Source organism: Nostoc sp. FACHB-888 (assembly GCF_014696655.1).
Taxonomy (GTDB): Bacteria; Cyanobacteriota; Cyanobacteriia; order Cyanobacteriales; family Nostocaceae; genus Nostoc.
In genome coordinates, this window is record NZ_JACJQM010000039.1 from 1 (window position 1) to 14,415 (window position 14,415).

Annotated in this window: 9 protein-coding genes and 2 pseudogenes; 7 read left to right on the forward strand and 4 right to left on the reverse strand. The window is 41.9% G+C overall.

Translation table 11 applies throughout. The features are described 5' to 3' along the window. Positions 1–240 precede the first annotated feature (240 nt). Together H6G26_RS22105 and H6G26_RS22110 are read left to right on the forward strand one after the other, a co-directional pair. A pseudogene (locus H6G26_RS22105) lies at positions 241–1,536 on the forward strand (IS4 family transposase); the annotation flags it as partial. Between the two features lie 426 nt (positions 1,537–1,962). Continuing rightward, positions 1,963–2,790 (forward strand): class I SAM-dependent methyltransferase, encoded by an 828-nt coding sequence (locus H6G26_RS22110; RefSeq protein ID WP_190731304.1) that lies wholly within the window; start codon positions 1,963–1,965, stop codon positions 2,788–2,790. Positions 2,791–2,822: 32 nt separating this feature from the next. Here H6G26_RS22110 and H6G26_RS22115 read toward each other — a convergent pair whose 3' ends face one another. The 3 genes and pseudogenes from H6G26_RS22115 to H6G26_RS22125 form a co-directional block, all read right to left on the reverse strand. Further along, on the reverse strand, positions 2,823–4,514 hold the full coding sequence (locus H6G26_RS22115) for a glycosyltransferase (protein WP_190731348.1): 1,692 nt from the start codon (positions 4,512–4,514) through the stop codon (positions 2,823–2,825). A gap of 276 nt (positions 4,515–4,790) precedes the next feature. Continuing rightward, positions 4,791–6,029 carry a glycosyltransferase gene (locus H6G26_RS22120; RefSeq protein ID WP_190731305.1) on the reverse strand — a complete coding sequence of 413 codons (1,239 nt, stop codon included), beginning with the start codon at positions 6,027–6,029 and terminating at the stop codon, positions 4,791–4,793. Positions 6,030–6,939: 910 nt separating this feature from the next. Next, a pseudogene (locus H6G26_RS22125) lies at positions 6,940–7,416 on the reverse strand (transposase domain-containing protein); the annotation flags it as partial. 743 nt (positions 7,417–8,159) lie between these two features. On the opposite strand from H6G26_RS22125, the gene H6G26_RS22130 reads away from it, so the two are divergent. The 5 genes from H6G26_RS22130 to H6G26_RS22150 all read left to right on the forward strand — a co-directional run bounded on the left by H6G26_RS22130 (position 8,160) and on the right by H6G26_RS22150 (position 12,373). Continuing rightward, complete coding sequence (locus tag H6G26_RS22130) at positions 8,160–9,083, forward strand: energy-coupling factor ABC transporter permease (protein WP_190731306.1); 924 nt, start codon at positions 8,160–8,162, stop codon at positions 9,081–9,083. Continuing rightward, on the forward strand, positions 9,076–9,729 hold the full coding sequence (locus H6G26_RS22135) for an energy-coupling factor transporter transmembrane protein EcfT (protein WP_190731307.1): 654 nt from the start codon (positions 9,076–9,078) through the stop codon (positions 9,727–9,729). Before H6G26_RS22130 ends, H6G26_RS22135 begins: the two co-directional genes overlap by 8 nt. A 29-nt stretch (positions 9,730–9,758) precedes the next feature. Continuing rightward, entirely contained in the window at positions 9,759–10,523 is a 765-nt protein-coding gene (locus H6G26_RS22140; protein ID WP_190731308.1) for an ABC transporter ATP-binding protein, read from the forward strand. A 163-nt stretch (positions 10,524–10,686) separates the two neighbouring features. Beyond that, positions 10,687–11,163: a hypothetical protein gene (locus H6G26_RS22145; protein ID WP_190731309.1), complete on the forward strand. Its 477-nt coding sequence runs from the start codon at positions 10,687–10,689 to the stop codon at positions 11,161–11,163. 553 nt (positions 11,164–11,716) lie between these two features. Then, positions 11,717–12,373 (forward strand): DUF1361 domain-containing protein, encoded by a 657-nt coding sequence (locus H6G26_RS22150; protein WP_190731310.1) that lies wholly within the window; start codon positions 11,717–11,719, stop codon positions 12,371–12,373. Between the two features lie 540 nt (positions 12,374–12,913). Here H6G26_RS22150 and H6G26_RS22155 read toward each other — a convergent pair. Then, positions 12,914–14,122 carry a hypothetical protein gene (locus H6G26_RS22155; RefSeq protein ID WP_347242493.1) on the reverse strand — a complete coding sequence of 403 codons (1,209 nt, stop codon included), beginning with the start codon at positions 14,120–14,122 and terminating at the stop codon, positions 12,914–12,916. Positions 14,123–14,415: the final 293 nt, after the last annotated feature.

Consider the following 14,415-nt stretch of genomic DNA (forward strand, 5'->3'; position numbering starts at 1 on the left):
CCTTTTGTCAATCAGTTAAAATACTCAAAACATTTAAATAAGAATGATAATCGCATTGAGGGTAGGGGGAGGAGGTGAGCGTCGCTCACCTCCTCCCCCTATATTTGATTATCATTATCTTTAAAATGTTTAACTGCTTTTATAGGAGATGAAAAAGTATTGTAACGACGTAAAAAGTGGGCAGCATTGTTAGGTAAATTCAATTATCAAACGAGGTAATGAGAAGTTTGGTCTACCATTATGCCCAAGCGACAAAAACAAAACTCTGATCACGCACACAAACATAATACTCCTACTATAGATAATGAAGCGATCGCTAAACACTTAGAAGCTTTATTAACCCCAGCAGTTTTTGCCCAACAAAAATATTATAAACAGTTAGGATTACGAGACAGAGTTCTCAATTTATCTTTAATGGTAGCAGCAGTTTTAACACTGTTGTGGCGACAAGTTCCTGGTGTTCAAGAGTTAAATCGTCTGTTAGCACGAGAAGGTTTATTATGGTGTTCTGCTACTAAAGTTGCTCAACAGTCTTTGTCAGAAAGATTTTTAGTATTTCCTTCGGAATTATTTGAGCGGACGTTTAAAGATTTATTGCCGAAATTACAATTTAATTGGCAACAAAGATTCAGGCGACCATTGCCAGATAGTGTGAAGTTTGCACTTGATAATTTTGAACGAATATGGATAGCTGATGGGTCTACATTGGAGGCTCTATTTCGGAAGCTAAAAAGCTTGGAAGACCTGAAAACAGGGCAACTTGCAGGTAAGATTTGTACAGTTATTGATTTAGTTACTCGTTTACCTGTCGAAGTCTGGTTTCATACTAATCCTGCCGCATCCGAAACTAATTTTGAAACTTCATTACTGAATTTGCTACCTGCTAAAACTCTGGTTTTACTTGACAGAGGTTTCTATCATTTTCAGTTTTTACAACAACTGATTAATCAAGAAGTCCATTTTATTACTCGTTTAAAAGCCAAAGCTTCTATTAAATACTTAAAAATTTTTAGCTATGATCATTTACTTAAAGACCGATTGATTCAACTTGGTACTGCTCGTCGTGGCGCACCAGTACTGACTTTACGTTTAATCGAGATAAAGGTTGGTAAAACTAGCTATTCTTATATTACTTCTGTTCTCGACCCACACATATTACCTCCCTACGTCGTCGCTGATTTATATCGACGAAGATGGAGAATTGAAGAGGCTTTTTACGTGGTTAAACGTTTATTGGGACTGTCTTATTTATGGACTGGCTCTATTAATGGTGTCAAGCTACAAGTTTGGGCAACTTGGTTATTTTATGCTGTTTTAGTTGATTTGGGGGACGCGGTAGCTGATGAATTAGCTTTACCATTTGACCGCATTTCTTTGGAGATGATATTTCGTGGTTTGTACCATTTTAGTGTTGCCTATGACAAAGGTAAGGCGGATGACCCTATTAAGTACTTCGCTGCAAAAGAGAATCAAGATTTAGGAGTTGTTAAAGCGCTGCGAAAACCAGTCTCCAAGCTGGATTTATCCCCTTTTCCTGCACCCTCTTGACAAAAGTGCAATCACTCTAACCTCTCACCGATGAGCTGGATGGGGGTGGGATCAATAAAACTAATCCCTGTAATTTTTCTTACACTTGTACGCAAGAAACAACATCACAATTGCTACATCTATAATTTTGTAAATTCATTCATAGAGCGATCGCAGCTTGGAGACGCATCGTCGTAGACATTGCTAAAAATTTACTTTTTAATTACAAATTTTGAACATCACAGCATGATAATTTATACACAGATAATATAAGGTTAATAAACGCTCACGCATCTAAACATTAATGCTAGATATAAAATTTTAGTTTTTTTCCATTACGTTTTTTTGCAGAAGCAGCAACAGCATGATCCAGAACTAATTTGTCAGATTAAAGCTTTTTTAATCAAAGTTATCGATTGATTTGGAGATCAAGTGATGAATAAGGAAACCTTAACAGATTCGTGTGTAGCCTACAAATTTAATGAAAATAACTTTGCTGTAGAAGATGAGGCCGTATGCCTCAGATACTTCGAGGAACAAGTTCTCGATTCACAGAAGTACTGGCGTCGTTTAGGCGGACGGCCGGACTTCTCCGGAAAGGTCGTTCTTGAAATTGGCTGTGGGCATGGCGCACTGTGCATCGATGCAGCTATTTCGGGAGCGCAACGGGTGATTGGTCTTGACCTCATTGGTAGCCGTATCGAATTTGCTAATCAGATCGTAGCGGAACGCTTTCCTGATATCGCCGAAAGGATAGAGTTTCATCACTTGGATATTAGCGAAATAGCACTTGAAGGCGAGGTCGATGTCGTAATTTCCAAAGACACTTTTGAACACATTATGAACCTAGATCAAGTTCTGATCTCAGTAAAACGGGTTTTGCAAAAAGGTGGTTTACTGATAACTGGCTTTAGTCCACTCTATTACAGCCCCTTTGGCGATCACGGATTCCACGCAATTGGAAAGCGCTTCAAGCTACCGTGGGCGCATCTCATTATTGGCGATGCACGTGTTGTGGCCGCTTATAATAGACACCATCCGGGAGTTAACTGTCATTCAATGTATGACCTTGGACTCAATAAACTTAAACGCCGTGACTTCCTGCAAGCTTTTGAAAAAGCCGGATTTGAAATTGTTAGCGAAACCGTGAATGCTGTTGAAGAAGCTTCTAACCTTATGCCATTGTTTCGCCTTCTGAACAAAGTTCCTGGTCTGGAAGACTACACAACTGTCAATATGTACGTTGTGCTGCGTGAGACTTAGTTGTATGCCTAAGCCATCCTCCGCTCCTTAGTTTATTGGCAATGATAAAGTTCATATTCGTAGCCGTCTACACTTGGCAAAGATTGACTATCAGACTTAACGCAAGTTTTGACGGCTTCTGCTACGGGGGCGCGAAAGTTTACCAGCCACAAGTCAAGAGGTCGTGGTAATTTATTTAGAGTATTTTCCAGAGCAATGGTGGAACTATTCGGGTCTTGCTCTTGATGAGCAAGAAGAAACAGAGGCTTTTGGGGTGAATTTGCAAGTTTAAACTCCCTAGCTACCCCCATCATTTCTCCAGTGTGTATATAAGTTTTATGAGTAGTGGCAATCAGCACTGGTGCTGAGGAAGTTTGTTGAATTAGCTGCACAAACAGGTCAGGGCGATAATATTTTTGATAGCCGAGATTGCAGATGACTGTAATTGCACTGATAAATCCCATTAGCCAAATTAACATCACGGCTTTTTTGCCGTTTATTCCCCATCTGCCTATGCTTTTTCTCCCATTTTTCCCTTGCTCTTTTCCCATCCATTCTTTGGGGGAATGCCAACAAACTGCAAGACTTGCTCCTAGTAAAACCACGATCGCAGGAAAATAAACAAAGTTATATCTAGCACCCCTGGTCAGGTCAATACCTAAAAAGTACGTAAATATAAAGAACAAAGCGATCGCACTGATAACTAATCCTGCAAGCACCTGAATCATAATCCGGGTTTCTGGGTGCTGTAGTTGAACCTTAAATCCACGCAGTAAAATTGGTACTGCCCAAATAAAGAAAATCAGCGTCACCAGTCCAGAAGGAATCACAACCAATAGTTGTGAAGATTCAACTGGTAACAGAGAAATCATTGCAATCCATGTTCCTAAAGCTTGAAAAATTGGGCTTAACAAATCTAGTCCGACGCGCGAACCTCGAATCCACTCAGTCAAATTACTACGATTTCTATTCTCTAAAAATACTGGTAGCCAAATGAAACTCGCCACACAAGTACCTACAGCAACGGCATAGATGCGCCGCCACGGAGGAGAGAAGAGGAGAGAAAGTTTGCTGCTAGTCTGCAATTGAAGCCAAGCAAGAAAAATTAAAACTACAGCTTCTGTGCAGAGGGTGAGGGTGAAGAAGTAATGGGTAGCAACACCTAAAGCATTAATTGTCACCCAGGAAAGTGCTATCCAGATGGGTAAAGGTGTGCGGTTTTGAATATGACGTGTGGCAATTACTAAGCAGAAGAGAGAAGCAGTTACCCATAAGGCTGCCAAACTGTAATGTCGTGCTTCTTGTGCTAAAAACACGCCGTAGGGTGATACTGCCATCATAGCAGCAGCCAAGTGTCCCACTAATGGCGAACGAAACGCTACCCTACCTAATATGTAAATACATGGAATGGAGGCAGCACCGATTATAGCTGGTAGCGATCGCGCCGCAAACAGCGATACTAATCCTCCGTCGCTGGGAAATAATTTCATCCACAGGTAAGCCAGCACAAAATAGAGCGGTGGATGCGTATCTTGTGTAACTAAGTTATGAACTACATCACCAATACTAGCTGCTGGGTTTGGTTGCAGTGGTTGTAATAGGATATCAGGTGCGATCGCTTGATCTAGGGGAACTGATAAAAAAGTATTCCCCAAGCTAAACACCAAGGTAGAAAACTCATCAGTCCAAGGAGGCTTTGCAGTCAAGTTCGCTAGGCGCAAACTGATGCCAATAAGCAACCACATCAAGTTCAGCAAGGGGTGAACCCAAAAAGGAGGGAGGCGATGCCAATCATGCCAATACTTGCGTTGTAAGGTAGAATTTGCATCTACTATGGGCAGCAAACGGGCAGCATAGACAGGTAGCAATGAGATAATTTTTCGGTAAAAATAAAATGCACCTTGGAAAAAAGCTCTCATTGCTGGGCCTCACACGAGTAGATTTGTAGATTTGACGTTTTAGATTTCAGTTCGTTCTAAAGTCTAAGAACAAAAATCAAAATCTCAAATCTATCGTTGTGATTATTTCACATCAGTGACGCGCCAGCTAAGTTTCAAATTAATCCAGAAATTCCAGATAGTAGCAACTGCGATCGCTATCAACTTAGCTAAATACTCATTTATCCCCAAGAAATTATAGAGAAAGTTAATTATTAGAGCTTGTAATATAACTCCTGCCAAACAGATCGCACTGAACTTCAAGAATCGCTTGAAACGTTGATGCGGATCGCGTTGCCTTTGAGAAATATCACCAAAAGTCCATAAATCATTCCATAGAAAATTATTTATGATTGCCACTCCGGCCGAAAGAATCGTACTGCGAGTTAAACCTAAATGAATCACAGTAAGCAGCAAGTAAAACACCGTTAAATCCACAAACACACCACTCAAGCCAACAAACCCAAAACGGATAAATCGACCAATGGGGAAATTGACTTTTCTACTCAACCGTCCTACTCGTCCTGTGGAAAGCCGCAACCGTACCAAGTGGTGGATGTAATCTATATATTGCTTCCATGTCACTTTACTCTCACCCTCTTTGCGTTCGCAGAACACATAGCCAACTTCGGCAACTTGGTCTACTTTTCCCCGCCCAATTACTTCTAAGAGAATTTTGTATCCTACAGGATTGAGTGTTGCATTGGCGATCGCACTCCGCCGCACCATAAAATAACCACTCATGGGGTCAGAAACTCTGCCCAGTACCCCCGGTAAAATCACCAAGCCTAACAACTGAGCGCCACGAGACAAGAAACGCCTAACAACACTCCAGCTACTAACACCGCCTCCGTCCACATGACGGCTAGCTACTGCCAAATCTGCTCCCTGTTCAACACTACCCAACAGTTGCATCAGCACTTCGGGTGGATGCTGTAAGTCTCCGTCAATCACACCCAACACATTCCCTGTGGCTGCTTGCCACCCACGAATCACGGCTGAGGACAGTCCTCGTTCCTGTTGGCGTCGCATCACCCGCAACTGGGGGTATTCTGTCGTTAAGGATTGTGCTATTTCCCAAGTTCGGTCTGGGCTATCATCGTCTACCACAATCAGTTCATAGCTTCCTGGAATAGATTCATCCAGTAACTGACTCAATATGTTAACCACATTCTTGATGTTGTCACGCTCTTTATAAGTAGGAATTACTAGGGAAAGATAAATAGATTCACCACTTGTAACCACACTGTTAGGGGGCAACTCTGAAATCTTTAATGGGCCAGTTGGTACTGTTAACAGTGAGTTGGATGAGTTTGTCTTCATAGTTTCACATTACAGAACGAGGACGTGTAAAGACCGAGGGAAATAAAGCCAGCAGATGTTTGGCTTTATTGACTGAATCTGGTTGCCAAAATTTGATGAATACTTTTGTTACAGTCGGCTATTCTGAAAAGTTTAGTAATTCCCGCAACTCAATTCAAAAGTTTTTCATAAACTTCATCTAAACTTTACATTTTACTGCTTATGTTTATGGTAATTTCTATATTTTTTTATACAATAAATACTGTACCACATAAGCTAGCTAAGTTAGTAAATATACAGTTTATCAGGACTATGCGAAGGCTTTTTTGTATTAGTACAGCTAATGTATTAATCGGAAATCATTCGTGACGAAATAGTAAGCTGATGCGCGCTAAAAAAGTATAAACACTCTTTACGGTCGTTAGCTGTTAACTATTGACGGTTAACGGTTATCAGTCATCAGTCATTGGTCATCAGCTTTCATGTAAATGTTCAAGCTAGATGCGTAGCAGTTTAGCTGTAGGGTATGTTACGAAGACTGTAAGTAAAGCGCCATTTTAGGTTTTCGGTGCGTTACGCTAACTACACGATATTCTAGTTATTTACACTTATTGATTAAGTATCAATACGGTTCAGTTAAGGCTAAAAAGCTGATTAGTGATATGAAATTTCGGAGCTTCGGCTCGTTGTCCAGTACCTCTGTGTCTCATCTTTTTAGAACGAAACTTTGATACAGGTTTTTTTACAACCCTGGGATTAGTACGGTGAACTCGTTCGGGTAACAACGTATCCAGAATCTCTACGGTTAACCAATCGAAAAAAGGGGGAATTCTTCTGGCTGTAAGTGTTGAAATTTAGGAATAGCAAGGGCGTTTGACCCGTAATGTTCCTGTAAAACTCAGACGTAATGGTGGAATTCCAGCAGTAGTTGGATCACTAACCTAACTTTTGGGAAAGCTGCAACTGTTCCAGGACGACTGCCAGGACGACCAAAAACTCTCGCATTTTCATTGCTGTCTGGGACATCGAAGCAGGTGCCATCAATGACTACAATTCTTAGTCCATTCAGAAATGCTCCTAACGTCTCCTGTGTCGCCATCGGTCTTATTAATTGATGAAATAATTGGCTCATCACCCTTGCACCTACTCGCTGTCGGGCTTGTGTAATGGCTGACTTACAAGGTACTCGCCAATATTTACCAACCTTAATCCAGGCCTCACTTAGACCATCAATCAAGTTTTTAAGTACATCCCGCATCGAGTCTTTTGACCACAAACTCATTGCTATTACAAGACTTACCACCAATTCTGTTGGTAATGAGCGCTTGCGTTCTTCTTCGCTTTGAGTGTTAGCGATCGCCTCTTCAATTGCCGTTGCTGGAATAGCCATCTCGATTGCTTTAAGCAAGTCACCATTTTGTATATTGGGAGACACCAACGAAAAATCTCTCAGATGCACCACACTTAATTTCCATTCTTCGGAACAATGCTTAATTTACATGGCTTTGAGGCTTAACTGAACCGTATTGGATTAAGTATTGGTTGACAAAATCTTAAAATTGGTAGGAAACAAGGAAGTGGTGAATCAAAAACAAGAGCTAATTACATTCTGAATCCTGAACTCTGATTTCAGAATTCTTCTTGAATCCAGATAATATCAAGACTATTTAGTAAATAAACTTCCGCTTTTAGATACAGCAATGTTATGCCCCTACAACAGATGTGGCTTCAATAAATCAAAACTGCTGTAAATATAGATAACTATATCTTAAACGTAAGAGCAGCAAAGCAATCCAAAATTTTTGCGTAGCATCTGGTAAAGAAGAAACGCAATTTTAGCCAGCATTTTGCCCCTTGATAGCACACTAAATTAAATGCATATTAATTTAATAAAGTCAAGTTTTTTCCATTTTGCTAAGAGTTTGTCAATATTTAGCGACAGATATAAAAATAAAGTTAATAAAATTTAATATATTAGTAAATAAGTATACTATTTAGCAGCCATTGGATTGTAAATATCTCGGAAGTAACAGCATAAAATCCCCCAAGAGGGCATTGCAAAAAAGGCGAAAATTTTGTTTGTTATTAATTTAATGTCTTTGTTTTATTGCTTGTATTGAGTAAATAAACATCTAAAATACAGGGTAGATCATGCATATTCCTGATGGATTCGTTTCTATTCCCGTGGCAGGGGCTACTGGTTTAGCGAGTGTAGCAGCACTCTTTATTGCCTTCGGGCGATCGCAAGAGGCTTTTGGTATCCGCCGTGCGCCGATACTGGGGCTAACCACCGCTTTCATTTTTGCCGCCCAGATGATCAATTTTCCAGTAGCAGGAGGTACTAGTGGTCACTTGTTAGGGGGAACCTTAGCTGCGATCGTTTTGGGCAGTCCGTGGGCAGGAACGTTGTGTATCGCCACAGTTTTAATTATTCAAGCTGTGCTGTTTGCTGATGGTGGCATTACAGCTTTAGGAGCGAATATTTTGAACATGGCAGTGATTGGTGTATGGGTTGGCTGGGTTTTAACCCAAACCTTGCAGAGGCTATTGGGGGGGTCTAAAGGGCGCTTACCTTTGGCTTCTGGCATCGCTGCTGGTGTAAGTGTAGTGGTAGCTGCTGTAGCTTGTGCCATTGAGTTAGCCCTTTCAGGAACTGCACCCGTAGCCATAGTTTTAGCAGCTATGGCTGGTGTGCATATTCTGATTGGCATTGGCGAAGGGATAATTACTGGGGGTGTGCTGACTTACTTAGCCACCGCTCGACCAGATTTGTTACCAGGGGAACAGCAGGAGTTTCGCGGTTGGTCTGTACCCATTGTCACGATTTTCTTGATTGCAGGAGTGTTATCACTCTTTGCCTCAGCATGGCCTGATGGTTTGGAAAAAGTCGCCGAAAACGCAGGCTTCATCGACTTAGCCGAGAAAGTACGGGTAACTGTGCCGACTCCCTTAGCTGACTATGGCATTGAGGGTTTAGGGCCAATTGGTACTAGTATCGCTGGATTGGTGGGAGCTGCGGTTTGTTTTGCTGTGGCCTTTGGGATTGCCAAGGTGGTGAAACCGAATAATGCTTAAACTTTCCTTGCCGTTACGTTTGCAACTGTCACTAGTGGTTGTAGTGGGAGCAGCTTTATTAAAGCATCATGCTTGGTATTGCTTAGGTGTATATGGCGCGATCACACTTTTGTGGGTTTGGCTGTTGCGCGTACCAATTCCCCGCTTAGGGGGATTACTCGGTACAGAATTGATCTTTTTGTCATTGCTGGCATTGCCCTTGGGATGGGAACGAGCCAGTTTTTTGCTAGTTCGTTCTCTGGTTTGTTTGGTTACGATGAATAGTTTTTTGTTAACCTTACCACCCCACAGTTTTGGTATAGCCCTTAAAGGCTTACCTGTACCAGCACCTTTAAAGGAAAACTTGTTGTTAGCTGGGCAATATATGGAAATTTTGCTCTCAGAAGTGACGCGGATGCAACGCAGCGCTCAATTACGCGGTTTGAATGGAACTGCGGGATGGTTGCGCTACGCCAGTGCTGCCATGATTGGAGCCTTGTATCTCCGTAGTCTGGAAAGGGCAGAGCGAGTCTACGCAGCAATGGTAACTCGTGGATACAACGGGCAATTGCCCATAGATTCTCCCCTCAGACCAAAAGAGCGTTTTGCCATACTAGCAGCTTGGGCGATCGCTGCTTGTGTAACTCTTACTTCTTACAGAATTTAGTGAAGTTGTAAATATTGAGTTTGTGAATCTTGAAATCTTTAACTCCTAATCCCCAATCATCAACCCATAACCCCAACGCAGCCGTAGTCGAGGTTGAGAACCTGGTGTATGCCTATTCTAGCCAGGAGCCAGTATTACAAGAAATTTCTTTTACCTTAAATCCGGGCGATCGCGTGGCGTTGATGGGAGCCACTGGTTCTGGAAAAAGCACCTTGTTGGAGAACCTGATCGGCTTAAAACAACCGCAAACTGGGAAAATTACGATTAATGGTATCCCAGTAGAACCTAAAACTCTACCCCAAGTACGTCGCAAAATCGGCTTTAGCTTCCAAGATGCCAACGACCAACTATTTATGCCAACCATCTTGGAAGATATCACCTTTGGGCCACGCAACTATGGAATGTCACCAGCAGAGGCAAGCGATCGCGCCCGGCAGTTATTGGCTGATTTTGGACTCGAAGCCTACGCCAATCGTTCCGCCCACGAACTCTCTGGAGGACAAAGACGTTTGGCCGCCCTAGCCTCGATTTTAGCCCTAGACCCAACAATTCTAATTTTGGATGAGCCGACTAACGGTCTTGATCCAGCATGGCGGCGACATTTAGCGCAAGTGTTGTTAAAGTTGCCCATCCAGGTGATGTTAATTGCTTCTCATGACCTACATTGGCTAGGCAGAGTTACTCAACGCGCTTTGGTACTGTCCGGTGGTCGCATTCAAATAGACAGCAATATTCAGCCACTTTTGCAAGATGGTGCTATTTTAGACCAGTTGGGTTTACCGATAGGTTGGTAATTCCAGATGAGGGAGAGAAAAGAGGCAGGGGGCAGGGGGCAGGGGGCAGGGGGAGAGAAGAATTACTGAATAACTCTTTTTCCTCTCCTGCCCTGCCTCCTCTGCTTTATTTACTCGTAATATTGGATACTATATTCTCGGTTTTATTGTTGTTGGGGTGTTAATGTCTGTTTCACATAAATATACTGCTATTGCTCCTGTTAGCCTGAGCATTGCTTTATTGATTACTAGTTGTAGCGACAATAAAGTCTCGCAGTGCCAGCGACTGGTTCGAGTTGTGAATGTCGGCACTTCTCTAATTGATAAAAATAAAGGAACGCAAGTGATCACCAGCATACAGCTATCTAAAGATTTAGAATTTGTGACTAAATCTATTAAAGAACTGAATTTAAAAGATCCTAAGCTGAAAGAATTTCAAGGCGGTTTTGCCAAAATTTTCCAGAATCTCAGTCAAGCGGTAGCCATTGCAGGTAAGGCGCTTGGTGCGACTAAAATAGCAGATGTCTCAACATCTGGTAGAGAAAAAATTCAAAAGGCGAGAGCCGAAATTGATTCAGCATTAACAACAGCTACAACGGTTGGCAAGCAGTCGGATACGTTAATCAATCAGATGAATAAATACTGTAGCGAGCCAGAATAATCTAATGTAATTTGGGGCATGGACCAAACAGGGTACTACTACGTTAGTTAGTTCTTAAGGGATAGCACAAGTATTTTACACTTTTGGCAAAAGTTTTAATATGCTTCTGGAACTCTAGCAGGGCAGAATGAAATCTATATAATAGCCATGACAGGAGCAATATTCCAGTTAGGAAATTCCACCGAAAGATATTCAGTAGCCTTTTTGCCATGATATAGTTCCCATTCAAATGCGGTACAACATTATATTCCAAGGTGTAGGGAACATGCCGTGCCCCTACGGGTGTACTTTCTTTCTATGGTAGATTTTACCCTAATGATTTTCTGGCTATACTAGTGGCTTAAGCCGATTGATTGATAAATTTCATCCCTTTGTATAAAATATATCAAAACAAATCAGACATATATTCAGTGAGCATTTATTTTTAAATGAGACAAAAATTTTGTCTGATATTGGAAGATATCAGTTTTCTTGGGGATTACAAAAATTTATCTGTCAGGCTAACACTACAGAGTGAATCTAGATCAATAAAACGCCTTCTGAGTTAGCACCTATGAAAGAAGAATTGATAGCCAGAGTTGTACAGGTCTTGCGAATTAATATGAGTTGGATGACTTGGAATTTATTTCTGGCTTTTATACCTTTAGCTTTGAGTGTGTTGCTATTTCGCTTTAGGCGTGGTAGCTCTTTGCTTTGGTGGCTAGGATTCTTAGTTTTCTACGCTTTCTTACCGAATGCACCATATTTGTTGACTGATGTAATTCACCTGATAGACGATATCCGCACAATTCAATCGGTTTGGATGATTACTTTAGTACTTATTCCTTTGTATTTGCTAGTAATTATCGGTGGATTTGAAGCATATGTAATCTCGTTAATTAATTGGGGTTACTACTTACATCGCATCGGCAAGAGCCAATGGATTTGGCGCGTTGAGTTGATTACCCATTTTCTCTGTGCTATTGGTGTCTATTGGGGTAGATTTTTGCGTTTCAACAGTTGGGATTTGATTACTCAACCCGATGCCTTACTTACCAAAGGAATAGAAGAAATTCTGGGAAAACAGCCTCTAGTAATTATCGCTATCACCTTTGTGGTACTTGCAGGTTTGTACTGGATTATGAAACGAGTAACTTTAGGTCTTAGGCGACCAGATAGTAGAATAGGCATAAACTCAGAACGCGCTAACTCTAACACACCAAACATTTAATGTTCATGGTGATTTTAGATTTTAAATTTGAGGTTTTAATTAGTAATTCCTCTAATTAAATTTCCTGTCAAAAGAAAGATGTAACTAAAGCCATCCTTAAGGTGAAATAGATTCAGAAGCAGACGGTTGAAGTTCAATCGCCACCATCTAAGAATGAAGATGCGATCGCATTGTTGGAAAAATCTCAGGAAATTGATACCCAAGAGTTTTGGGAGCAAATCAGAGAGCAAGGGCTGGCGATTTTTATTTCTGACAATATTTTTCGCTATTAGGGACTTCCAAGAAATAAAATATACAGCTATTGAAATGAAAAAGAGCCAAGGGAGCAGGGAGCAAGGGGAAAGTTAAAATGGGGATTCGACCTCACCTGAACGAGAACCACTTGTAAGAAGTGGGGGAATCAGACCCATGTTCCGCTCCGCTCCACAGGAGGAGTCAGGGGTCATTTCCCCCTGCTCCCTGCCCCTTCCCCCTAACAATGATTATCATTTTTAGGAACTGTATATTTTATTTTCTGGAAGTCCCCTAACATTGAGCCAATTAGTAGCGAAAGACTGCTGCAACAGGTGCCTCATCCGGCACTGCTCCTGGTTCAACGGCGTACACCGTTCCCCCATGAAAGATCGTTTGAATTGCTGCTGCATTCAGCAAATCTTCATCGCCCGGTTGAGCCTCATTGTGCCTTTCAATCTCCATTGAGTCCGGATCAAAATGTCCCCATTTTTGCACACCGACCGGAACAAAAAGCTGTTCTACACGACCATAAAACGCGCCTTGAATGACTTCGTCCAAGTCGTTTGATCCTTTGCCAGCGGCGATCGACTCATGATAGTAATCAATTGCTTTTTGCTGGTCTGCTTGAAATAGCGGCTCCACAATCGCCCAGGCTTCTGCATGAAGTTCTTGTATTGTTTGCTCCTTTGTGTTGTGTTGAATTCCTTCTTCCACAATAAAATTGTAGGTATTCGCCTCTTGGTAAATCGGCAGTAAATAGTTAACCCCAGCTAGCACAAGTGGCGATCGACGATTGCGAAAGAAATCATGCAAGCTTTTATCCACTAGATAAAAATATCGCAGCAACTCTTCTTTGACATTTTCACGCCCGCCGCCGTGTCCGTGATAGGAACCACCCGCTTGCAAAGCTGAACGACCTGCGCCCGCGCCCTGGCGTCGCTGTTCATCTTTCGACGTTTCTTCGTCATACTGCAAGGCCTCATCCATACTCTTCGGCATGCCTTCGATTTCAACTTCACGCGTCATGCCATAGCGATTGCCTTCCAAAAGCCGCACATCGCGCTGACCGAGCGTGAGAATATAAAAGCGGTTATCTCCGCTCAACAGCGGAATTAACGGCTTAAGATGAAAGCGAGTGTTCACGACCACCAGTTCAATTATGTCGATCGGCACACGATAGAAGCGGAAGAATCCTTCTGAAATGAATAAAGCTAAACCTGCGTCCTGATGCTGCCAAAAGTCATCTTCATCCAACTCGATCGCGGGTTGAAGAAATTGATCTAGATCAGTCGAACGCAATTCGTATTTTCCTATCTCTGCTTCTGCCTGCCGAATGAGATTCTTAAAGCGGACAGAGTTTTGCTGAGTTTCTGACCCAAGCTGCACGGTCGGCATGTAGATCGATACACATAGCCCTTGCGGCTGTTCGACAAGTTCTTTCAGTTCTTCGATCGAAAGGAAGCTCATATTATTTATTAAGGTGAAGTTAAAGAGAGATAAAAGCAGGTTTTGCACATAACAATCGTAAAAAATTTTCCAAGCTGAAGCCCCTGCCGAATGGTAGAAAAAGCTTGATCGTTTAGAAGGGGTATATCTAACGAAGACACGCCCATTAGTATTGGACTTTGGACAAAAAAGAAGTGTTCGCGTAAATTACGACTCTGTTGGCGAATTCAAAAAAGCCATGCTTTCTGGTTAGCAAGGTGAGGGTTAGTAGCTTTGCTAACTCTTGCCAACTCCGTAATGAAATTCACACGAATTATTTGGTAGTGATACTGGTAAAGCATCTAACAACCTCCAAGAAGTTG

What these genes read in the sequence shown, in the direction of transcription:
- H6G26_RS22110 (WP_190731304.1), top strand. Translation starts at nt 1,963, where the DNA reads ATGAATAAGGAAACCTTAACAGATTCGTGTGTAGCCTACAAATTTAAT.
- H6G26_RS22115 (WP_190731348.1), bottom strand. Translation starts at nt 4,514, where the DNA reads ATGTGGTTGCTTATTGGCATCAGTTTGCGCCTAGCGAACTTGACTGCA.
- H6G26_RS22120 (WP_190731305.1), bottom strand. Translation starts at nt 6,029, where the DNA reads ATGAAGACAAACTCATCCAACTCACTGTTAACAGTACCAACTGGCCCA.
- H6G26_RS22130 (WP_190731306.1), top strand. Translation starts at nt 8,160, where the DNA reads ATGCATATTCCTGATGGATTCGTTTCTATTCCCGTGGCAGGGGCTACT.
- H6G26_RS22135 (WP_190731307.1), top strand. Translation starts at nt 9,076, where the DNA reads ATGCTTAAACTTTCCTTGCCGTTACGTTTGCAACTGTCACTAGTGGTT.
- H6G26_RS22145 (WP_190731309.1), top strand. Translation starts at nt 10,687, where the DNA reads ATGTCTGTTTCACATAAATATACTGCTATTGCTCCTGTTAGCCTGAGC.
- H6G26_RS22150 (WP_190731310.1), top strand. Translation starts at nt 11,717, where the DNA reads ATGAAAGAAGAATTGATAGCCAGAGTTGTACAGGTCTTGCGAATTAAT.